The organism is Bacillus sp. RE35, from assembly GCF_052146655.1.
Taxonomy (GTDB): Bacteria; Bacillota; Bacilli; order Bacillales; family Bacillaceae_G; genus Bacillus_A; species Bacillus_A cereus.
The window spans coordinates 487,572-509,856 of the sequence record NZ_CP197377.1 but is presented as its reverse complement, the minus strand read 5'-3'; the positions used below and the strand labels follow the sequence as shown (position 1 = coordinate 509,856).

Sequence of the window (22,285 nt, the reverse complement as noted above, 5' to 3'; positions counted from 1 at the left end):
GTTTGTTTTAATTTCTGTACATTAAATATCGTTCATACCACATATCTACGAAATCTGGTGCAAATGGACCTTTTCTTTGATGAATCCACTGTGTTAAATGTGCTACATTTCGTTTTAAAATTGTATCAATAACAGGTGGATACTGCATAATTTCACTATGTTTTTCATACTCATCTTCATCTAGAAGCGTATATGTCATATCTGGATATACTTTAATATCTAAATCATAATCAATATACTTTAATGCTTCAGGATCATACGCAAAAGGTGAGCTTAAATTACAATAATAATATACGCCATCTTCCCTAAGCATCCCAATCACATTAAACCAATAGTTGGCATGAAAATAGCAAATTGCTGGTTCACGAGTAATCCATGTTCGGCCATCCGATTCTGTAACTACTGTACGATCATTCGCTCCGATTACAAGACTCTGTGTCCCTTTTAAAATTGTTGTTTCTTCCCACATTCTATGAATGGAGCCATTATGTTTATAACTATGTATTTGTACTTTTTCTCCTTCTTTGGGAAATCCCATATATGCTCCCTTCTTTCAACTGCAAATGCCCTTTGAACGGCATTCACTTTTTTTCTATTATAACTTTTTTGTCGAAATTTTAAAACTAAAGGGATAAGACTCTATTTTTCAAACTGAATATGTAGGAGGTTTATCGTTGAATACTATGCCCCCACCGCTTCTTAGGAGATAAAAGGATTGTACTGTATTATTTATAAGCGAGGACATGTAATAGAAAAAGCCCTTCTCTATTTCCATACAAAGAAGGACTTTTCACCTAAAGATAACAATATATCTTATCCTAAATTTGAAATCATTTTTTCAGTTGCAAAAGATTGAATTACACTATTCGTTTGCTCTTCAAATTTCTCATGTAACATCTTCAACGCTACTTCTGTTCTATATATTTCCTGGCGGATAAAATGCAGTTCTTTTTTATCGCACGTATCTTTTTCATTCATTTCAATTTGTTGATACTTCTCTAGATGTGCTTGTAACTTTAACAATTCATCCATCGTTTCTAATTGCTCCCCTACCAACTTATCAAAATCGTTCATTACTTACCCCCTTTTGGACTTATTCATCAGTTATTATTCCTAATTACATAATTCTAATTGTTAACTTCCTTCTCCTTTGACTACATTTGTTGACTTATTAGAAGTTATGTCGTTCGCTTTCTTTTCATTACAACGATCCACGCAAAAAGAAAACACTTCTCCCGAATTAGAGAAGTGTTTTTCTTTCATTACTGATTTGAGCTAGAAGATTGTGATTGTTTTGCAGCTGACTTAGCATTTTGTTTTTTCACAGCATGCACGTCTGTTTCAGTTGCAAATTCTGTACCATAACTAGCGTTTGCACTTTGTGCACCAGAAGCTTGTGCTTTCTTTGCTTCTGATTGTGCGTTTGCTTGTTTTACTGCTTGTACATTTGTTTCAGTTGCAAATTCTGTACCATAACTAGCATTTGTACTTTGAATGCTAGCACCAGAAGTTGCCTTGTTATAACCTTGTTGTTTTTTACTCATCTTTCTCACCTCCACAATCAATAATGTAACCAATTCACTTAGAAGCTATCCGTAATTTTCTTTTGAATAATTTCCGCATATATCTTTTGTTACTTATTCAAACTATAAGAAATGGAGGTGGAAATATGTATATAGGACGCGATATGACTGAACTAACGATGATTTCAAAAAATGAATGGAAAGAAGATGAATTAGCTTATTTTCATCACTCACTACAACAGGTTCTGCCTTATTTAAATGTAGAAGGGCAGAGTATTTACAAAGAAATTGTAGTAGAAATTGAATCAAGAGGCGGCTTACAAGAAGGTGAAGCTAGTTGGACTCATGGGACAAAAATTTCTTACGATTAAAAAAGTGTTCCCTAGATTGGGAACACTTTTTTATTTATTGCATTGTAATTTTCTCCACACAATTTTCATAAATAGTACGGTGTGATTTTGAGAAAGGTAATTGCTCAAATACCTCTTTCGATACAAATTTTAATGTATCTGTATCAACAATATTACCGGTTACTTTTCCGTAAAATACAAATATATCCCAAGTACGATGTGTAAACGTATGTTGTACATTCATTGCGTATTCATCAATAGAAACCTCGAGCTCAAATTTTTCTTTCATATAATCTATAAGCTGTTCCTTCTGATTGCGAATACCTTCTCCAAGTTCAGCATTAGGAAACTCCCACATGTTAGCTAACAAACCTGTACTTGGACGTTTATTAATAACGTAACGACCGTCTTCAGTTTGAAGTACGCCTGCAACAATAGGTACCATTTTAGGAGCTTTCGCTTTACTTTTTACTGGTAATTCTTTTTGAACACCTTCAGCATATCCTCTGCAATGCTCACGCACAGGACAAAGTAAGCACGATGGATTTTTAGGAATACAAATCAATGCACCTAATTCCATCAATCCTTGATTAAAATAAGATGGGTTTTCTACTGAAATAATTTCACGCACAATCTCTTCAAAAACTTTTCGAGTCTTTGGTTTTGCAATATCATCCCATACTGATAAAATACGAGATAATACACGCATAACATTTCCATCAACTGCCGGCTCTGGTATACCATATGCGATACTTAAAATAGCACCTTTTGTATATGGTCCTACTCCTTTTAACTTTTCAATTTTCTTTACATCACTTGGTACAACCCCACCGTATACTTCTTTTACCTCTTTTACTGCCGCATGTAAATTACGTGCTCTAGAATAATATCCTAAACCTTCCCATGCTTTTAATACTTCTTCATCATCTGCGTTCGCTAACGCTTCAAGTGTAGGAAACTTCCCCATAAAATTTGCGTAATATGGTTTTACAGCTTCTACTCTTGTTTGCTGCAACATAATTTCAGAAACCCAAACACGGTATGGATCTTTATTCTTTCTCCACGGTAAGTCACGCTGTTCTTCTTCAAACCAACCAATTAAATCATTTTGAAACTGCTCTATATTAAAATTGTTTAGTATTTCAAGTGTCAAACTTGATCCCCCTCATTTTTTTGCATATAAGTACTATTATAAAGATTTTAGGAAAAAATTTAAGTAAGATGACATAGGAAATAGAAGGCAAAGGACTTGAGGTATCGAATAAAAAGAGTTACATTAATAAAAAACGGAGGTGGATTTCTATGGACACAGCCACTCACCTTGTTATGGGTGTCACTTTAGGTAGCTTAGCAACATTAGATCCAGCCATAGCACAAAGTGATATTGGCCCCCAAGCTGTTATGCTTGCTACAATTGCTGGTTCCAACATTCCTGACATTGACACAGTTCTAAAATTGCGTAATAACGCTAAATATATAAGAAATCATCGTGGGATTACTCATTCTATTCCCGCGGTAATTCTTTGGTCATTCCTTATAAGTGGCATCTCTTTCGCCTTCTTTTCAGAAGCTCCATATCTTCATCTACTACTTTGGTCATTTATTGCCGTCTTTCTTCACGTCTTTGTAGATATTTTCAACGCCTATGGTACACAAGCATTACGACCTTTCACAAAAAAATGGGTCGCACTTGGCATAATTAATACATTCGATACCGTAATTTTCTTTATCCATATACTTGCAATTGCTTGCATGCTCGTCGGTTCTCATAAGGGATATACAGCTTTAGCGGCATATATATTAATGATTGTTTACTATATCGGACGGATTATGATGCACAGAAATATAAGAAGCGTTGTACACAAACGTTTCAAAAATGTCGAAAAGATTATCATTTCTCCTTCTTACCGATTTTATCATTACCATTTAGCAGTCGTTACGGCTGATTATTACTACGTTGCGAGATGGCACCGTGGTAACATCATGATATATGACAAGTTCGATCGGGTACCGTTCCCAGACAACAATATTATGCGAGCAGCTAAACAAGATGAAAACATCTCAGCCTTCCTATCTTTCTCTCCTGTATATCGCTGGGATATTTTTGATCATGACCATTATTATGAAGTACGATTCATTGATTTACGATATCGACGTAAAGATTATTATCCATTTGTTGCAATCGTTCAGCTCGACCACAATTTAAATATTATTAATTCCTATACAGGATGGATCTTTAGTGAAGAAAAGCTTCGAAAAAAACTGGAATTACTTCCACATTAAAAAAAGCGACTTAAGTCGCTTTTTTTAATGTTTCAAATGATCTTCTTGATTAATTAAATGACTATACTTCGGATTATTTGTCCGCATTTCATGAAGGCGTACACCATGATTATTAATCCATGATCGTACCACTTGTTCCGTCATTTCATCGCCTTGATAACGACCTGATTTTGCATAAGTTGTTTGAAAATCTTCCCATAGTAACTCAACCCACGCACGAGCTTGTGCGTAAGAAAGCTTGTCATTCTTGTCTAATAATTCTTTCGTTAATGTTTCATAAATATCATTCATATTATAATCTCCTTTTACCTATTTATCCCTTCATTTCTAAAGGATAGTTTCTTCAATTTTGCACATTCTATAATTGATACTTCTTAAAAAGGTATCAACCGATAATGAGGAGGGCGTTCGCAATGGGTAAACAAGCCGAATTTTGGTCTGAGTCAAAAAACAACAGCAAAATCGACGGTCAACCGAAAGCGAAATCACGCTTCGCTTCGAAACGACCTAACGGCACAATTAACACGCACCCACAAGAACGTATGCGTGCTGCAAATCAGCAGGAAGAGTAGTACAAATTAAATTAACTTCCTACACGAGGTGATAAAGATGAGCTACCGTGATCGCTTAGATAGTCGTTCTGAATTATTTAACCATACGTGGACTCGTCCAAAACATGCGAAAGCGCAAGTTAACGGACAGACGCAACAAACCCAGTCTCTCATTATATTGGCAAATGAATGTAAAAAACGCCAATTTTAGAATCTCCTATCTCCTTTAACGCCTACCAAAGATGAAAACCAGAGAGATATGTGCTCTCTGGTTTTTATTTTTCTTGCAATAAGGAAATTGGTATGCCAATCTCTTCATTATCATTTTGCTTATATCCCCAAGCAAATACCCCATTGAAATACGTAATTTTAAATAATACACCAGGTTCTTCTACTAATTCATATGTTTCACCAATATGGAACTTGTTTATATCCGTCATATAAGCACGAGCCATTGCCATTTTTCTCATTAATACATCAAATTCATTGACAATCCCAAGCTGCTCAGCTTTTACTGCTTGCTCCTTCAAAGCGCCAATTTCTTCCCTTAGCTCATGCGGTGTCATTTCACTGTAGCGTTTTGGCATATTCATCTTATTCTCCTCATTCCTCTTCGCGTTTCATTTGCAAAAATATCTCGATTTCATCAATAGAGAATCCTTTTCGATATAACGCTTGTTTCATCTTGTTTTCAAATGTCCATCCATCATGCTTCTTATATTTCTCATAATATTTATTCCCATGATAGTGTAACGCTTCTTGTTGCTTTTCGTCATCTTTTTCGTCTTTCAATTCTTCCAAACAAATTTGAATTACTTCTCTAGAATATCCTTTTCGAACAAGCATCTCATCTAACTTTAGTTTCATTTGTAAAAAAGAATGTTTTTGATAAGATTTTTTCTTCTTCTCTATGAGAAACAAGGCATTCTCAATTTGCTTTTCCTTCGGATATTCTTGTAAACTATGTGTAATAATTAAATCCTGAACACCTTTATTTAATAACTCTCTTTTAATAACAGTTGGACCTTTTCGATTCACATTACTTTGCGTTCGCGTATATAAAACAGCATACTCTTTATCATTAATATATCGGTCATGTAATAATTTCGAAACGACTTCAGAGATGATGGCCTGTCCCACTTCTTTTTTTCGTAAAAAATCTTCTATTTCTTGTTTTGTTCTCATTTGATAGGATAAATAGGAGATTGCTTGTAAATATGCTTTTTGTACTTCTTCATTGTACAAAATATTCCCTAACTCGATTTCATCAATTTCTAAGCCCTTTTGTAATCCATGTTTTATTAAGATTACTTGATCCACACTAAATCCGTACTCTTCGCCTTGACCTTTATCAATATAAATATTAAATCGTTCTTTCGATCGTTTTTGTACTTCTATTTTTGTAATGACAGCCATACTCTCACCTCTCTATTATTTTAACATAGTCGAGGAACATTTTTTCTTTTCAAGAATATATATAATGAGGAGGAAATACTTGTGAAAATCGCAATTTCTGGTGGTACAGGCTTTATCGGTAAATCCCTTTCTACTTTTTTTATTCAAAAAGGATATACTGTTTACATTCTCACACGAAAAAAAACTACTGAAACTTCCGACCCTAACCTTCAGTATGTTCAATGGACACCAGATTTACAAACCTTCCCCCTCTCTTCTATTGATGTAGTTATTAATCTAGCCGGAGAGTCTATTAATAGTAGATGGACAAAGCAACAAAAGAAAGCCATTTTAAACAGTAGAATTCAAACAACAAAAGGACTCATTAAACAATTGCAGGGACTCCATACAAAGCCACACACATTTATTAACGCAAGTGCTATTGGATACTACGGAACATCTGAAATAGAGTCTTTTACAGAACAGCATGAGACTCCTGGAAATGACTTTTTAGCAAATACAGTATATTCATGGGAACAAGAAGCATCTAAAGCACGTTCTCTCGGAATACGAACAATCTACGCAAGATTTGGAGTCGTATTAGGTGCAAATGGAGGAGCTCTTCCAAAAATGCTACTTCCCTATCAATTCTATATCGGCGGCACCATTGGTTCTGGGAAACAATGGTTATCATGGATTCATATAGACGATGTCGTTCGTATGATGGATTTCATCATACACAAAAAAGAAATTGATGGTCCTCTTAATATGACAGCACCAACACCCATAAGAATGAAGGAATTTGGAGAAAACATTGCAACTATAATGAACAAGCCTCATTGGTTGCCTGTACCTTCATTTATCATTCAAACTTTATTAGGTGAAATGAGCATACTTGTACTAGAAGGGCAACGTGTATTACCCATTAAGGCAATTGAACATGGATACCAATACACATTTCCGGCAATAGACCATGCATTACAAAATATACTTTCGCATACAATGTAGTACTTCTAAAACACAATTTTACATGGGCTCTTTCAAAACTTTCATTTTCTAGGATCCGAAGCATTACCATACAAATAACCTTTCAGTTACTTTCCCTTAACTTCCATTAGCATTATAAAGTAACAGAAATGAGGTACCTATGAAAATATTGCTCAAACAAGCCATTGTATACCCTATTACATCTCAAAAGTTTCAAGGCGATGTACTCGTTACAGGAGAGCGAATTACCGAGGTCAAACCTTTTATTCAACCTACTCAAGATATGACCGTTATAGATGCACGAGCACTCCATCTCTTACCTGGCTTTATTGATGTCCATACTCACCTTGGTCTCTATGATGAAGGCACTGGTTGGGCTGGAAATGATGCCAATGAAACATCTGAAGTTTCAACACCACATATTCGTTCTTTAGATGGAATCCACCCTTTGGATATCGCCTTTCAAGACGCTGTACAAAACGGAATTACAACCGTTCACGTTATGCCTGGCAGTCAAAATATTATCGGGGGGACTACTTGTGTAATAAAAACAGCTGGAACTTGTATTGATCATATGATTATTCAAGAACCTGCTGGTTTAAAGATTGCCTTTGGAGAAAATCCTAAAAAAGTCCATAGTAATGGAACAAAAGAATCCATTACACGTATGGGGATTATGGGGTTACTTCGGGAATCATTCTATGAAGCACAACACTACGGGCACGAAGCTGATTTTCGAATGCTTCCTATTTTAAAAGCATTACGTCGTGAAATACCCGTACGTATCCACGCTCACCGAGCAGATGATATTAGTTCTGCGCTACGCTTTGCAACGGAATTCAACCTCGATCTACGTATTGAACATTGTACAGAAGGACACTTTCTTGTTGAAGAGCTTTCGAAACATAATTTGAAGGTTTCAGTTGGTCCCACTCTGACACGTCGTTCTAAAATCGAACTAAAAAACAAGACATGGGATACTTACCATATATTATCTAAAAATGGTGTGGAAGTTTCTATAACAACAGATCATCCTTATACACCCATTCAATATTTAAATATTTGTGCCGCTGTCGCAGTAAGAGAAGGATTAGACGAGAAAACAGCACTAGAAGGAATCACCATATTCCCAGCGCGAAATTTGCGTTTAGAGGATAGAATTGGAAGCATCGAGGTTGGAAAAGACGCCGATCTCGTGTTATGGACTCATCATCCTTTCCATTATTTAGCCAAGCCTGTACTAACTATGATTGATGGAAAAATAATTTACAAAAAAAATAAAAAAAACTAGTTTATTTTTTTGACTAGATAAAGTATTATACGATTATAAACTGAATGAAACCATAATCAATTTGTGTCGTGATTATCATTTTCAAATTGATGAATGGGGAAGGCAAATGGTGCGCCACCAGCGTTAGAAACTGGTTCTAGTGGGTTCGATTCCCACCCCGAAATTTTTTAAAGATTGATATAAAAATTTCGAGGGTGGGGTGTTTTTTCGTCATGCTACCCTCGTGTGAGGAGGAGTTAGTATGTTGAAAAAACGCGACTTACACGACAGCCACGTTCTATACGAGTTAATGGTGGATCCAGCTGTCTTCCCTTTTGTGCGTCAAAAGGCTTATTCTTATGAAGAATATTTATTCTTAACAAAACAAACGATTGAAGCTGAAGAGCGTGGTGAATTAATTTCACGCACAATTTTAGATGAATGGGGTAACCCTATCGGAACAATTACTTTATTTGATGTGCAAGAAAAAGCTGGATTTCTCGGGACATGGCTTGGCAAACCATATCATGGAAAAGGCTATAATAAATTGGCAAAAGATTCATTTTTTAGTGAACTTTTCTATGAATTAGATATTGAAACAATTTTCATGCGTATTCGTAAAATAAATATTCGTTCTATTAAAGCTGCAGAAAAACTGCAATATGTGAATCTAGCAAACGAAACAAGAAAAGCCGTATATGATGAAATTAACGCAAACGAAGAAGTATATAACTTATATGAAATTCCAAAAGATCAATACACACTTGCTACAATGCGAGATACAACCTTCCAAGATGCTCATCAATTAAAAGAAGCATAATCTAAATTTTCTGAAATGATAATCAATCATTAACATTTTCCATATGCGTATATCCCCTCATGTCTTTGGAAACGATAAATAGTAACTTTAAGACACGAGGTGATTTGTAATGGATAAAAAGAAACGTGATAAAGCAAAAAACACATTATCTAGTACACAAGAAGTTCTCTATCAACGCGAATTTCAAAAAGCAGATCGTGCAGCAGGATATCGCTCGAAAAGCATTTAAAGTGAAAATGAATAATTAGAAGTTTCCCCCCTAATTATTCATTTTCATTACATAATTTTCTCGATTGATAGAAGTAAGCAAAAAAGCCCCTTATACATAATGGGCTTTTTTTGCTGTGGACAACTTTATCCACAAAACCAACAGAATTGTTAGTAATTTTCAAAAACATTTAATATTTTTCTATATTAAAGCATATATCAGCTGTTTTAATTGTGGATATTTTTCTAAAAATTGTGGACAATGTGGATATAGTTGTTAATATTCCGACTTTACTGTTTAATGAAAGCGCAATCCTTTTGTGGATAACTGGCTGAATTTTCTTTGAAAATAATAAAGAACCCTCTTTACATATACAAAGAGGGTTTCATATTAAGTAAAAGATTGTGCAAGAGCAGGTGATTTAATAGGTATATGACGCGGTTCTGCATGATTTTCTGCCAAAATTGCATCTACAATATGACCAGCTGGCTCTGGAAGATAGATGCTTTTCATTGCTTCTTTCATTTGAAGAAGCTTCACATCATCTTGTAATAATGCCTCTGTTTTTGCAAAAACCTCACTATCATCGCGAATGACAACTGCTGCTCCCTTTCTTTCAAAGTACATCGCATTTTCATTTTCTTGTCCTGGAACAGGCTTATATAAAATGACAGGTACTTGCAACGCTGCTGCTTCACTTAATGTTATTCCGCCTGGCTTCGTAATCATACAAGAAGTAACACGGAATAATTCATCAATATTTTCAACATACCCAAACACTTTTAATACATCGGAATTTTGCTTCTGTAAACTTAATAAATCCTGTTTTAAAGCTTCATTTTTCCCACAAACGACAACTACTTGTAAATTAGGCACTGACATAAATGATTGGCATAGTTCTTTTACATTTCCTAATACCCCATGAGCACCTGCTACAATTAGTAAAATCTTTTTATTCTTACATAACTGATATTTAGTATATATGATTTCTGGATTTACCTTTAACTCAAAACTACTCCGAATTGGAATTCCTGTTTCAACAATTTGTTCCGCAGGTACACCGATATCAACCATCAATTCTTTCACATGATCCGTTGCAACAAAATAACGATCTACTTCTCGATGAATCCATATTTTGTGCACGCAAAAATCCGTTAATACGTTATAGACAGGAATTGAAATACCTGTTTGTTTCTTCAATTCTGGTACAGCGATAATTGGAAATGTATTAATTACAATATCTGGTTTCTCCACCTGTAATAGTGTTTTCAAACGTTTTCTTCCAAAGTTCGCATACCAAGATGCTATTTTCTTATCATAAATTTTTTCTACCCCGTAATAAAACAAACGATATAATTCTTTTCCTATTGTATAACTTTTTAAATATAGATATTTTGTAATGTCAGTTATAAATGGATGTGATTCTCCAAACAAGTCGCATACAATAACATCTTCAATTCCTTTTTGGCGAAATGTTTGTTCTAATGTTTTTGCTACTTGCACATGACCATTACCGTAATGTGCAGTTAATATTAAAACCTTGGGGTTTTTTATCAAACAAATCCACTCCTAGCTTTTTGTTTCTCCATATTGCATATACGACAATAGGAAAAACATTTTCCTTAAAAATTACATAAACAGATTCTAATAATTCCCTTTCAGCTATGTACCTGTCGTGGATATGCAAAGCATATAAGATTGACCCCTTAATCCTATCTGTGCTCATATCTTTACATTATACTTTCCTATAAGAGCTTTCGCAATAACTTACAAATGTTCTCTATTCCATGATACTCACTCTTTTACTTCTTAATTCTTTTTACTATTTTGATTTCCCTTTACAATTATGTAAATTTCTCCATTTATTCCGTACAAAATTATGGATATTCTACTTTCAGTATACTCTTTTATCAATATATACTCTAGATTTTATTGTAAAGAAAGCAAAAAGCCTAATCCAATATTTGGATTAGACCGCTTGTAAAATATATTTAGCATGTTCTACATTTTTCTCAGTAGGTGGTTCTACATTTGCGAGTGGATACTTGTGTCCAAGCGCCTCCCATTTATATACACCAAGCTTATGATATGGTAACACTTCAACTTTTTGAACATTAGACAGACTTTGAATAAAGCTAGATAGTTTTTGTAGATCCTCTTCATTATCCGTAACACCAGGAACTAATACGTGTCGTACCCAAATCGGTTTATTCTTATCCGATAAATAACGAGCAAATTGTAAAATATGTTCATTTGATTTCCCTGTTAATTTACGATGCTTTTTGGAATCGATATGTTTCAGATCCAATAAAACTAAATCTGTATAATCCATTAAAATATCTAGCTTATTTTGGAATTCTGGTTCCTCAGAATAACAACCACCAGAAGAGTCGATTGTTGTATGGATACCAGCCGCTTTACACTTTTTAAACAACTCAATTAAAAAGTCTAGCTGTAATAATGGCTCTCCACCGCTAACTGTTATACCGCCTCCGGAAGCTTCAATAAATGGAAGGTAACATGTCACATCCTGCATCACTTCTTCAACTGTTATTTCTTTACCTTTACCGATTTCCCACGTATCAGCATTATGACAATATTGACAACGTAATAAACACCCTTGTGTAAATATGACATAACGAATCCCCGGGCCATCAACAGTACCACAAGACTCTACAGAATGTATTCTTCCTTTTACCATGTTACTTCCTCCTTTATTGAAACAGCCTCCCTTCGCTATATATTAAGAGCGAAGGGAAACCTTTTTCATTTACATGCTTTCATGCATTGTACGGTTAATTACATCAATTTGTTGTTCACGAGTTAATTTAATAAAGTTTACAGCATAACCAGATACACGAATTGTTAATTGTGGATACTTCTCAGGATGTTCCATTGCATCCATTAATGTTTCACGGTTAAATACGTTAATATTTAAGTGGTGCCCTTCTTTTACTGCATAGCCATCAAGCATTGATACTAAGTTACGTACTTGTACATCATCTTCTTTACCAAGTGCTTTCGGAATAATAGAGAATGTATTAGAAATACCATCTTGTGCATCTTCATATGGTAATTTAGCCACAGATAATAATGAAGCTAATGCACCTTTTGTATCGCGTCCATGCATTGGGTTCGCACCTGGTGCAAATGGTTCTCCAGTACGGCGGCCATCTGGAGTATTACCAGTTTTCTTACCGTAAACAACGTTAGATGTGATTGTTAAGATTGACATTGTATGAACAGAGTTTCTGTATGTTTTATGTTTACGAAGTTTATTCATAAATGTTTTTACAAGATTTACAGCAATCTCATCTACACGATCATCATTGTTACCGTATTTAGGGAAATCTCCTTCAATCTCGAAGTCAACTGCAATACCATTTTCATCACGAATTGGTTTTACTTTTGCGTACTTAATTGCACTTAATGAATCTGCTACTACAGATAGACCAGCGATACCTGTTGCCATTGTACGAAGAACGTTTGTATCATGAAGTGCCATTTCAATACGTTCATAGCTATATTTATCATGCATGTAATGGATAACATTTAATGTGTTTAAATATAGACCCGCTAACCATTCCATTGTCATATCAAACTTATGCATAACTTCTTCATAATTTAATACTTCAGAAGTAATTGGTGCGTACTCAGGACCAACTTGTGCTTTTGACTTTTCATCTTTACCACCGTTAATCGCATATAATAATGCTTTCGCTAAGTTTGCACGAGCTCCGAAGAACTGCATTTGTTTACCGATTCTCATTGCAGATACGCAACATGCAATACCGTAATCATCGCCGTATTCAGGACGCATAATGTCATCATTTTCATATTGAATTGCTGATGTTTTAATAGACATTTTCGCACAGTAGTTTTTAAAGTTCTCTGGTAATTGTTTAGACCAAAGAACAGTTAAGTTTGGTTCTGGAGCTGGTCCTAAATTATCTAATGTATGCAAGAAACGGAATGAGTTCTTTGTTACTAATGGACGACCATCTAATGCCATACCACCGATAGATTCAGTTACCCAAGTTGGGTCACCAGAGAATAATTCATTATAATCAGGTGTTCTTGCGAATTTCACAAGACGTAATTTCATAATGAAGTGATCTACAATTTCTTGTACTTCTTCTTCTGTTAAAGTACCATTTGCTAAATCTCTTTCAATGTAAATATCTAAGAATGTAGAAGTACGTCCAAGACTCATTGCAGCTCCGTTTTGCTCTTTAATCGCTGCAAGGTATGCGAAGTATAACCATTGGAATGCTTCTTGTGCATTTGTTGCTGGCTTAGAAATATCGAAGCCATGAGAAGCAGCCATTTCTTTTAACTCTTGAAGTGCACGCATTTGCTCAGATAACTCTTCGCGTAAACGCATTGTATCTTCGCTCATTACACCACCAGTTAAATTCAAATCAGCTTTTTTCGCTTCAATTAAATGATCAATACCATATAACGCTACTCGGCGATAGTCACCGATAATACGTCCACGTCCGTATGCATCTGGAAGACCAGTAATAACACCTGATTTACGTGCATTTCTCATTTCTGGTGTGTATGCATCAAATACACCTTGGTTATGAGTTTTTCTCCACTCTCTAAAAATACGACTAAGTTCTTTATCCATTTCGTATCCATAAGATTCACAAGCTTGTTCTGCCATACGAATACCACCATATGGTTGTAAAGAACGTTTAAATGGTTTATCAGTTTGGAAACCGACTACTTTTTCAATATCTTTATTTAAGTATCCTGGGTCATGTGATGTAATAGAAGAAACAATTTTTGTATCCATATCAAGAACGCCACCGTTTTCACGTTCTTTCGTTGTTAAATCCATTACTTGATCCCAAAGTTGTTTCGTTGCTTCAGTTGCTTCTGCTAAGAAAGATTCGTCCCCTTCGAAAACGTTTACATTATTTAAAATGAAATCGCGAACATCAATCTCTGCTTTCCATTTTTCACCTTTAAAGTTTTCCCATGCGTTTTTAACATTTTCTAATACTTGAGTCATCCTAATCTCCTCCATTTTTGATTAGTACAGGACTAAGATTTTTTATATAACAGCTTACACACTTAGAATACTACTTTTTTACGAAAGTGAACGAAATAGTTGTGACATGTTTGTGAAATGTTGAGCAAACTACTATATATATAGTGTTAACTTCATTTAAAAGTCTTTAAAATTAACCCTTTCCTTAATTGTATTTTTTTGGTATCCTTATATACGAGTCCTATTTTGTAATATAAGAACAATACCCATTGTAGAGCTGTAATACTCTTATCTCCTAATCTGTTATAGTTTTTATAACAGAACAAAAAAGTGTACACATGTTGTACACTTTTTTTGTTACTTCTATAAAACATCTCTTTTTCTATTGCCATCATAGAATCCGCCACGATTGTCTGTTAATGCAATTATTTGATCTAGTCCTTCTATATGATCACCTATAATTCGAAGTACAGCTGGTGGATGACCTATTTTAGCAAAATGTTCACTGGGACGAATACGGTTCATCTTATCGACCTCAACACGACTTACACATGCAACTTCAAATCCTGAAAGAATAGCTTTCACTTGGGCTACACACGGCGCCAGTAAAGATCTATACCCAATTTCTTTCAAACACTTACGGCTAAACGCATTCGGTACAGCGATAAGAGAGCCTACGCCTAGATCTTTTCTATCACAAGCTAAATTTAATGCATATTTAAATGCAGTTACAAGATGAAGCGGTACTCTTAAATCTAAATAATGATTTAGATCATTTAATGCAACATCTGTTCCATCTGCAATAGCTTTCGCAAAAGGATATAGCTCACTCGCTGGAATAACAAAATCGCCATCTATAAATAACACAATTTCTCCTTTTGCAAAATACGTTCCAAGTGAGCGCCCCACATCATTTCCGAGTGCTTCTTTATATACAATTGTCGTTGCCCCTTTGTCTTTTGCAATTTTTTTCGTTTTATCTGACGAACCATTTACGACAACGATAATTTCGAAGGGTTCAATTTTGCGAAGCTCTTCTATAACGTTTCCAATTGTTTTCTCTTCATCTTGTACGGGAATAACAACCGATAGTTGCTTTCCTTTATAGAAATCAGATGTAACACCCCACCCTTGATAAAACTCTTCAAAACTTAAAGTATGATAGACACTATCCCTTTTCCTATTTCCATCATAATATCCTCCGCGCTCATCACTGCTTAATATCCGTTCTGCTACTGCTTCTATATGATCACCTATCATTCTTTTTTCAGATTGGGAAAGATTTGTCCCATATGCAGCATGCTGGAATGGACGAAATTTATTCGGCGTAATAACGTCAATAGCACAATGACGACTAATTCTCCATTTACTTTGAACTAGGCGTAAATGAGCCACAATAGGATTAACAAAACATTCATATCCGATGCTTTGAACGACTTCTTTCGTCAGCGCATGAGGTACATCTAATAAAGAATTCATTTTTAATTCTTCACGCTCTAACATTGCATTTAATATTTGGCGCCATACTGTAATAGAAGTGGTTTTTTGCCTTTTTAAAAATAATGCATCCAAATTATTTAAAACTACATCTGCCTGATCGTATAAAATCGGATTAAGGAATAATTTTAATTTTGAAGTTGGAATAGCAAAATCACCATCTATAAATAGTAATACATCACCTATCGCATGTTTTGCGCCGACTGCACGTCCAACATCGTTCCCTAGTAGCTCTGTATGCTTGATTACTTTACACCCTAAACGATCTGCAACATCTTCTGTTCCATCATTACAACCGTTTGCTACTACAATGATTTCTACTGGATTTAATGGTCTTACCGATTGAATAACGTCTGAAATCGTATCGACCTCATTACATGCAGGAATAATAACAGATAATGACTTAGCCATTGTTTTGTTCACGAAACCACTTAATTGTTTCCTTCAATCCGTTTTCCCACGTTACTTTCGCCTGAAATTGAACAAGCTCTTTTAATTTTGTTACATCTGGTCTTCTATTTGGAATTTCTTCAAAACCATGAGGATATACTTCTTCAAAAGGCACTTGGACAATCTTCGAAGAAGAATTCGTTAATTTTTTAATTACTTCTGCTACTTCTTTTATGCTCTTTTCATTCTCAGAACCTATATTAATAATCTCACCATTTACCTTCTCATCCATTGCCCGAATCGTTGCCTCTACCGCATCACTTACATACGTAAAACAACGTGTCTGCTTTCCATCTCCATATACGAGAATGTCTTCTCCTTGCAGTGCCGCGCGGATAAATCGCGGGATTACTCCTGCATATGGACCATCTTTCGCTCTTGGACCATAAATATTAAAGTATCGAACAATCGTTACTGGTAAACCTTCTAATGCGTACCCTAAACATAATGTCTCTTCCAACGTTTTACAAACTGCATAACTCCAACGAATTTTAGAAGTTGCCCCGTACAATCGATCTCCCTCTTCAGAGAAAGGCGGCTTGGCCTTACCATATACTTCTGAAGTAGAAGCAAAAACTACTTTCTTCTTTCCTTTTAACGCTGCTTGTAAAACATTTCTTGTCCCATCAAAATTCGTTTCTATGAGCTCTATACTTTTTTCCATTGTTGTTTTCACACCTAAAATTGCTGCTAAATGAAACACGACATCATGCTGATCTACTAATTCATAAATAGAATTTTTATCTAAAACACTTATTGGAATAACACGGATTTCTTTCATTAACTCTTTATGGTACTTATTTTTACCTTTATAAAAGTTATCCACAACAGTGACCTCATAACCTCTTCTCATCAACTCTTCAGCTAAATGCGACCCGATAAATCCGGCCCCACCTGTAATTAAACATTTCTTACTCATTTACTCACCTTCTTTACAATCCCGCGTGTATCTATTACTCGATCCATTCCTTTAAAAAGCTTCCAATCAATATTAGAATGATCCGTTAAAATTAAAATACAATCCGCTTTTTTAACTTTTTCTTCATCTAAAGAAACAGATTGGTACACCTTATCTCCAATTTCTGCGGAAGAAATATAAGGATCATGATATTCTATCTCGTATCCTTGATTTCTTAATAATTGAATAATCGGTAACGCTGGTGATTCTCTCAAATCATTTACATCTTTTTTATACGCAATCCCTACAATTAACACCGTTGCAGGTAATTGCACCACACTTTTTACTTTCCGGACCATTTTCTCTGGCATTTCTTCATTAATTATATGTGCAGCCTCAATTAATTGACTAATTGCCCCATTCTTTTTTATTCTCCATTGAAAATATAAAGGGTCTACGGGAATACAGTGTCCCCCTATCCCTGGCCCTGGCCAATACGGAGTAAACCCAAATGGTTTTGTAGATGCCGCTTCAATGGCCTCATAAAAATCAATGCCTAAACTTTCACATAGTGTGTTTAGTTCATTTACTAAAGAAATGTTAACTAAGCGCTGAATATTTTCAAATAGCTTGCACATCTCTGCTACTTTCGGAGAGCTAACAGGTACAACTTCGTCAAAAATGGTACTATATAAATCCTGTACCTTTTGTTTACACTTTTCTGTTTGTCCACTAATAACTTTTGGAATAGCTTGAACTGAATATTGACTATTTGCTGGATCAATTCTCTCAGGGGAATATCCGATATAGAAATCTTCCCCTACCTTTTTACCATTTTGAGAAATAATAGGTAGGATGACTTCTTCAAGTGTGCCTGGATATGTGGAGCTTTCAAAAATGAAGGTTTGTCCTTTTTGAAGGTTTTGTTGTATATAATGCGAAGCTGAAATGAGGGCACTTAAGTCTGGTTCTCTTTGTTCATTAATTGGAGTCGGGACAGTGACAATAACATAATCACTATTTTGAAAATCAGCAATGCCTTGATCCGGTGTATTTACTGTTAATTTTTTTTTCGTCAATAAACTTTGTAACTCTTTAGAAGAAACATCCGGAATATAACTTTCTCCTTTTATAATTGAGTCTATTTTTCTAATATCTTTATCTAATCCAAGTACTGTATGCCCTCTTTCTGCAAAATGTACCGCTAAAGGAAGGCCAACATACCCTAGCCCAATAATAGCTACTTTACTACTATTCATTTGTATTCTCTTCTTCCCTTCTCAATTGTTGAATTACATCTCTATCTCTATCTCCATCTGTAAAACCACCACGTTCGTCCGTACATTGTAATAAATACGCAACCGCTTCAAGTTGATCACCGAAAATACGATCAAATGCTGAAATACGCCCATTTACAAATTCGTGTTGCTCTGGACGTACGCGATTTGTTTTTATAACATCTACTAACTCTACTGTTGTAATAGAGAATCCTTCTAAAATAGCTTTCACTTGTGCTAATGGCGGAATGATAAGGGAATCATATCCTATTTTCTCTATTACCTTCTTATGAATGGCATGTGGTACAGCAGTTAGTGAGTTATTCCATAAATCTGGTCGTTTCGCTATCAAATTCACAAAGTATTTTCCCATACTAATTGGATCTGCTGGATGAAACATATCTAATAAGCATTGTAAATCATTTAACACCACGTCATTTCCATCTTCAACAGCATGTAAAAATAGAGTGAGTTTTTTTGCTGGAATAACAAGATCACTATCAACGAATAAACAAATATCTGCCGTAGCATGCATGGCACCTATTGCTCGTGCTACATTATGTCCAAGCGCCTTCGTAAATTCAACAACAATAACATTCTCTAGCTTTGCCTGTTTAACAGTCTCAACATCTGCTCCATTCGCGACAACTATAATTTCATCTACACCTGCTTCTTTCACTTCTTTTATAACAGACCTTATGGTTATTTTCTCTTCTGATACTGGGATAATGGCACTATATTTCGCTTTATTCTTTTGTAATAAAACTGGTTTATACTTTCCTACAAACTCTCTATCTCTATTGTTCTCTGAAAAACCACCGCGTTTACCATATGTTTCGATTACGTATTGTAAAGCTCGCAAATGATCACCCATAATACGACTAGTCGCTTTCGGATAAGGAGAGCCAGGTGATGTACCAGTATGCACAGGTCGAACTTTATTTGTGTAGATGACATCAACTGAAGCCATATCAGAAATATCTACTCCTCTAGACATCGCCATCGCTTGAAATAATGCTGGATCTGCTAAATTCCACCACCCCAGTTTTTCAATCACTTTACGACTTATCGCATGTGGTATTGCAATTAAAGATCCTACAACAAACTCTTTCTTGTTCAAATAACGATTTAACATATATTTTCCAACCGTCGTATAATGCGGTCTCATCTTCAAGTAAACGGACCATGTTAAATTATTTAAAACAATCTCATGCCCTTGTCGTATTCCTTTAATAAAATTGTATAATTCTTCACTTTTCATGACGATATCACCATCTAAAAACAAAACAATCTCACCTTTTGCTTCTCTAGCACCAATTGCCCGTCCCACATCATTACCAAGAGAATCTCTATAATAAATCACACGGCAATTATGCTGTAATGCTATTTCCTTCGTCCCATCTGTAGATCCATTATCTACTATGATAACTTCATATGGTTCGAGTTTTCTTACCTCTACTAAAACTTTTGATAAAGTACTTGCTTCATTATGCACTGGAATAACAACTGACACTCTCATACTTGTATCACTCTTACCCTTCCAAGCGAACATAAGCAATAATAGGAATACGCACAACTACATCTTCTGGTGGTCCATAAGAAGGAGAAGTACGAACAATTACTGCCCCATCCGTCACAGATAAAAGAACGCCTGCAATGATTTCTACAGCTGTCACAACTTGCACTAGTTCGCCAACATGGTTACGTAATTCATCAGTAAATAACATATATAAGTCTCCTTTCTTACGCTTCTTTAATTGATATAATACTTATAAATGGTAATAAAACCTCTGTTCCTATTCCTTCTTGCAATGTTAAGAAGTCATCACCAACTGCTACAATAACACCTGTTAATTGTCCAACTGTCACCGTAATTTCTACGTTTTTACCTAAATACTGCTTTGCAATTTCTTTAAAAGGTGATGTATTGCATTCTTTTAAAATGTTACAAATAATAGATTGAAATCTACTTGATTCAATAACTTCTTCCGTAGCTTGCTTAGAGTTTCTTTGAATAAATCTCGCGAAGTTTTGTGAAAATAAAAGTCTTTCCACAGCAGGCAATAACTTATTATCTAAAAAATAATCTAATTGTCTATTAAACAATCTTGATAATTTATGCCAATATTTTCTGAACAGACACATACACTTCTCCTCCTATTATTTTTAGATTATAAAATTTTACATCCATACATCTTAATGTATACAAAATGGATATTTTTGTGATAGGTAAGACATACATTTTCTAAAAGAAATATTTGTTTCAGAGCATAAAAAAAACTATCCAAAAGGATAGTTTCTTACACTTCAATATTCCGCAATATCGAATAAATGTCATTATTCACTTTACCAAATGATTTAATATTATTTTGAATGTTAGATAATAAAACAACATATACACTACCATTTTTACTAAATCCGTTTAAGCAATTCCAACCTGGCATTACACCATGATTCGAATAGCTTCCTGGGTCTACGTACCATCCAAACCCGTAATCCTTTTTTCCACCCGTAAACATTTGATCGTAACTCTCTTTTGAAATTAATTTTCCAGAGTATAACGCCTCATTAAATAAATATAAATCATGTGCACTCGTATATATATCACCACAACCATAAAGTTGTGACATGCTTGGAATATTAGGTGTTGTCATATTATTATTTACTATTTTATAACCCGTTGATGGGAATCTTGTTTGTTCTAACGCTGTGCCAAAGCCAGAATGTTTCATACCCGCAGTAGCAAAAATATGTTGTTTAATATATTCTTCGAGTGACTGCCCACTTACCTTCTCTGCAATATAAGCAAGTATAGAGTAGTTCGAATCAGAATACTTCCACTTCTCTCCCGGACCACCAATACGCTTTTGATTTCCTATCCGCTTTATCAGTTCTTCATGAGAAATATCTTCTTTTCCCTGCTCATATTCGGGAATCCCTGATGTATGTGTTAATAGATGTTTTAGCTGAATATTATTACCTTGTGGAAAATCTGGAATATACTTCGCAACAGTATCTTCTACTTGTAATTTATTTTGATCTTTCAATTGCATAATAGCAGTTGCTACAAACGCCTTTGAAATAGAACCAATATAAAAAGTCGTCTCTGAATTATTCGGTACTTGCTGCTCTTTATTTGCCATACCGTACCCTTTATTCAGAAGAACTTTTCCGTTCTTCACAATAACAGCTGTCCCGCTAAATCCTGCGTTTTGTAAATACTGGTCCAATTGAGCGTTTTCATTAATTTCTTGAGGTGGTCCTTCAGCAGGTTTCTCCGCTGCTTGCGCTTGCTTCATTTGTTCTTCCTGCTCTTTTTGTTTTTGCTTCTGTGCTTCTTGTTTCTTTTTTTCTTCTTTCTTTTTTAACTCTTCTTGTTTCTTCATTTCTGCTGCCGCTTTTAAAGTTTCTTCTTTCTTATTATGCGCAACAATTTTTGTATACATGAAATATACAAGTGATAATAGTAAGACGAGAATGATTGTTCTTTTTATGTATACAATCGGCCGATGTGCTTTCCCATTCGCATTATTTTTTTCCTGATCCATAATTGCTTTTTTCCCCTTACTCACCAATAATTTAATTCCTCTACTAAAGATTCGTTTTAGTAGATTATGGATAATCCATTCTATATCATCCCTACTTTATCACGCACTGCACATATTACCAACCTATATGTACAAAAAAGAAAAAGAAAATTTACAAAAGTAAGATTCCCGTTAAATTATTAACAAAAAAAAGAGGATATCCTCTAAAAAATTGATGTTATCAATCTTT

26 protein-coding genes are annotated in these 22,285 nt (G+C 34.9%); 8 read left to right on the top strand and 18 right to left on the bottom strand.

The window, feature by feature from the left end; translation table 11 throughout:
• Positions 1–7: 7 nt before the first annotated feature.
• From ntdP to ACTL4X_RS02650, 3 genes are all read right to left on the bottom strand, one after another.
• Entirely contained in the window at positions 8–538 is a 531-nt protein-coding gene (ntdP, locus tag ACTL4X_RS02660; RefSeq protein ID WP_000506622.1) for a nucleoside tri-diphosphate phosphatase, read from the bottom strand.
• A gap of 275 nt (positions 539–813) precedes the next feature.
• Entirely contained in the window at positions 814–1,074 is a 261-nt protein-coding gene (locus ACTL4X_RS02655) for a YgaB family protein (RefSeq protein ID WP_000997575.1), read from the bottom strand.
• Between the two features lie 188 nt (positions 1,075–1,262).
• Positions 1,263–1,544, bottom strand: coding sequence for a gamma-type small acid-soluble spore protein (locus tag ACTL4X_RS02650; protein WP_000039035.1), 282 nt, complete (start codon positions 1,542–1,544; stop codon positions 1,263–1,265).
• A gap of 125 nt (positions 1,545–1,669) precedes the next feature.
• Between ACTL4X_RS02650 and ACTL4X_RS02645 the strand changes: the two genes are divergently transcribed.
• Positions 1,670–1,894: a hypothetical protein gene (locus tag ACTL4X_RS02645; protein WP_000275436.1), complete on the top strand. Its 225-nt coding sequence runs from the start codon at positions 1,670–1,672 to the stop codon at positions 1,892–1,894.
• Between the two features lie 34 nt (positions 1,895–1,928).
• On the opposite strand, the gene mutY is transcribed toward ACTL4X_RS02645, so the two are convergent.
• Positions 1,929–3,026: an A/G-specific adenine glycosylase gene (gene mutY / locus ACTL4X_RS02640; RefSeq protein WP_000171397.1), complete on the bottom strand. Its 1,098-nt coding sequence runs from the start codon at positions 3,024–3,026 to the stop codon at positions 1,929–1,931.
• Between the two features lie 149 nt (positions 3,027–3,175).
• Between mutY and ACTL4X_RS02635 the strand changes: the two genes are divergently transcribed.
• Positions 3,176–4,156, top strand: a complete 981-nt coding sequence (locus ACTL4X_RS02635) for a metal-dependent hydrolase (protein ID WP_441394979.1) — start codon at positions 3,176–3,178, stop codon at positions 4,154–4,156.
• Between the two features lie 24 nt (positions 4,157–4,180).
• On the opposite strand, the gene ACTL4X_RS02630 is transcribed toward ACTL4X_RS02635, so the two are convergent.
• Positions 4,181–4,447 carry a YfhJ family protein gene (locus ACTL4X_RS02630; protein ID WP_000998166.1) on the bottom strand — a complete coding sequence of 89 codons (267 nt, stop codon included), beginning with the start codon at positions 4,445–4,447 and terminating at the stop codon, positions 4,181–4,183.
• Positions 4,448–4,569: 122 nt separating this feature from the next.
• Between ACTL4X_RS02630 and ACTL4X_RS02625 the strand changes: the two genes are divergently transcribed.
• On the top strand, positions 4,570–4,728 hold the full coding sequence (locus tag ACTL4X_RS02625; protein ID WP_000517891.1) for a small, acid-soluble spore protein K: 159 nt from the start codon (positions 4,570–4,572) through the stop codon (positions 4,726–4,728).
• 37 nt (positions 4,729–4,765) lie between these two features.
• Positions 4,766–4,918 carry a YpzG family protein gene (locus ACTL4X_RS02620; protein WP_000122093.1) on the top strand — a complete coding sequence of 51 codons (153 nt, stop codon included), beginning with the start codon at positions 4,766–4,768 and terminating at the stop codon, positions 4,916–4,918.
• Positions 4,919–4,982: 64 nt separating this feature from the next.
• Here ACTL4X_RS02620 and ACTL4X_RS02615 read toward each other — a convergent pair whose 3' ends face one another.
• Together ACTL4X_RS02615 and recX are read right to left on the bottom strand one after the other, a co-directional pair.
• Complete coding sequence (locus ACTL4X_RS02615) at positions 4,983–5,300, bottom strand: YfhH family protein (RefSeq protein ID WP_001057020.1); 318 nt, start codon at positions 5,298–5,300, stop codon at positions 4,983–4,985.
• Between the two features lie 10 nt (positions 5,301–5,310).
• Positions 5,311–6,123 carry a recombination regulator RecX gene (recX, locus tag ACTL4X_RS02610; RefSeq protein WP_000268502.1) on the bottom strand — a complete coding sequence of 271 codons (813 nt, stop codon included), beginning with the start codon at positions 6,121–6,123 and terminating at the stop codon, positions 5,311–5,313.
• Positions 6,124–6,204: 81 nt separating this feature from the next.
• Here recX and ACTL4X_RS02605 point away from each other — a divergent pair, with 81 nt between their 5' ends.
• The 4 genes from ACTL4X_RS02605 to ACTL4X_RS02590 all read left to right on the top strand — a co-directional run bounded on the left by ACTL4X_RS02605 (position 6,205) and on the right by ACTL4X_RS02590 (position 9,408).
• On the top strand, positions 6,205–7,110 hold the full coding sequence (locus ACTL4X_RS02605; RefSeq protein WP_000684382.1) for a TIGR01777 family oxidoreductase: 906 nt from the start codon (positions 6,205–6,207) through the stop codon (positions 7,108–7,110).
• Positions 7,111–7,249: 139 nt separating this feature from the next.
• Complete coding sequence (locus ACTL4X_RS02600) at positions 7,250–8,380, top strand: amidohydrolase (RefSeq protein ID WP_000698319.1); 1,131 nt, start codon at positions 7,250–7,252, stop codon at positions 8,378–8,380.
• A 241-nt stretch (positions 8,381–8,621) separates the two neighbouring features.
• Positions 8,622–9,179 (top strand): GNAT family N-acetyltransferase, encoded by a 558-nt coding sequence (locus ACTL4X_RS02595; protein ID WP_000914737.1) that lies wholly within the window; start codon positions 8,622–8,624, stop codon positions 9,177–9,179.
• Between the two features lie 109 nt (positions 9,180–9,288).
• Entirely contained in the window at positions 9,289–9,408 is a 120-nt protein-coding gene (locus tag ACTL4X_RS02590; RefSeq protein ID WP_000358482.1) for a YfhE family protein, read from the top strand.
• Positions 9,409–9,777: 369 nt separating this feature from the next.
• On the opposite strand, the gene ACTL4X_RS02585 is transcribed toward ACTL4X_RS02590, so the two are convergent.
• The 11 genes from ACTL4X_RS02585 to ACTL4X_RS02535 all read right to left on the bottom strand — a co-directional run bounded on the left by ACTL4X_RS02585 (position 9,778) and on the right by ACTL4X_RS02535 (position 22,056).
• Positions 9,778–10,944, bottom strand: coding sequence for a diglucosyl diacylglycerol synthase (locus tag ACTL4X_RS02585; protein ID WP_000594693.1), 1,167 nt, complete (start codon positions 10,942–10,944; stop codon positions 9,778–9,780).
• 412 nt (positions 10,945–11,356) lie between these two features.
• Positions 11,357–12,088, bottom strand: a complete 732-nt coding sequence (gene pflA / locus ACTL4X_RS02580) for a pyruvate formate-lyase-activating protein (protein WP_000238459.1) — start codon at positions 12,086–12,088, stop codon at positions 11,357–11,359.
• 69 nt (positions 12,089–12,157) lie between these two features.
• Positions 12,158–14,407 carry a formate C-acetyltransferase gene (pflB, locus tag ACTL4X_RS02575; protein WP_000195471.1) on the bottom strand — a complete coding sequence of 750 codons (2,250 nt, stop codon included), beginning with the start codon at positions 14,405–14,407 and terminating at the stop codon, positions 12,158–12,160.
• 152 nt (positions 14,408–14,559) lie between these two features.
• Positions 14,560–14,781 carry a hypothetical protein gene (locus ACTL4X_RS02570; RefSeq protein WP_002094217.1) on the bottom strand — a complete coding sequence of 74 codons (222 nt, stop codon included), beginning with the start codon at positions 14,779–14,781 and terminating at the stop codon, positions 14,560–14,562.
• Positions 14,750–16,294, bottom strand: a complete 1,545-nt coding sequence (locus ACTL4X_RS02565; protein WP_013141734.1) for a glycosyltransferase family 2 protein — start codon at positions 16,292–16,294, stop codon at positions 14,750–14,752. Before ACTL4X_RS02565 ends, ACTL4X_RS02570 begins: the two co-directional genes overlap by 32 nt.
• The gene (locus ACTL4X_RS02560) at positions 16,287–17,252 is read right to left on the bottom strand and encodes an NAD-dependent epimerase/dehydratase family protein (protein ID WP_000037020.1); all 966 of its coding nucleotides are present in this window, start codon (positions 17,250–17,252) and stop codon (positions 16,287–16,289) included. Before ACTL4X_RS02560 ends, ACTL4X_RS02565 begins: the two co-directional genes overlap by 8 nt.
• Positions 17,249–18,490 (bottom strand): nucleotide sugar dehydrogenase, encoded by a 1,242-nt coding sequence (locus ACTL4X_RS02555; protein ID WP_001088925.1) that lies wholly within the window; start codon positions 18,488–18,490, stop codon positions 17,249–17,251. Before ACTL4X_RS02555 ends, ACTL4X_RS02560 begins: the two co-directional genes overlap by 4 nt.
• A complete protein-coding gene (locus ACTL4X_RS02550; RefSeq protein WP_001266466.1) occupies positions 18,483–20,027 on the bottom strand; it encodes a glycosyltransferase family 2 protein in 1,545 nt (514 codons plus the stop codon). The genes ACTL4X_RS02555 and ACTL4X_RS02550 overlap by 8 nt, the downstream gene beginning before the upstream one ends.
• A gap of 13 nt (positions 20,028–20,040) precedes the next feature.
• Positions 20,041–20,235 (bottom strand): hypothetical protein, encoded by a 195-nt coding sequence (locus ACTL4X_RS02545; protein WP_000899469.1) that lies wholly within the window; start codon positions 20,233–20,235, stop codon positions 20,041–20,043.
• 16 nt (positions 20,236–20,251) lie between these two features.
• A complete protein-coding gene (locus ACTL4X_RS02540) occupies positions 20,252–20,653 on the bottom strand; it encodes a hypothetical protein (RefSeq protein ID WP_000335530.1) in 402 nt (133 codons plus the stop codon).
• A 155-nt stretch (positions 20,654–20,808) separates the two neighbouring features.
• Complete coding sequence (locus tag ACTL4X_RS02535) at positions 20,809–22,056, bottom strand: serine hydrolase domain-containing protein (protein ID WP_000371811.1); 1,248 nt, start codon at positions 22,054–22,056, stop codon at positions 20,809–20,811.
• Between the last annotated feature and the right edge of the window lie 229 nt (positions 22,057–22,285).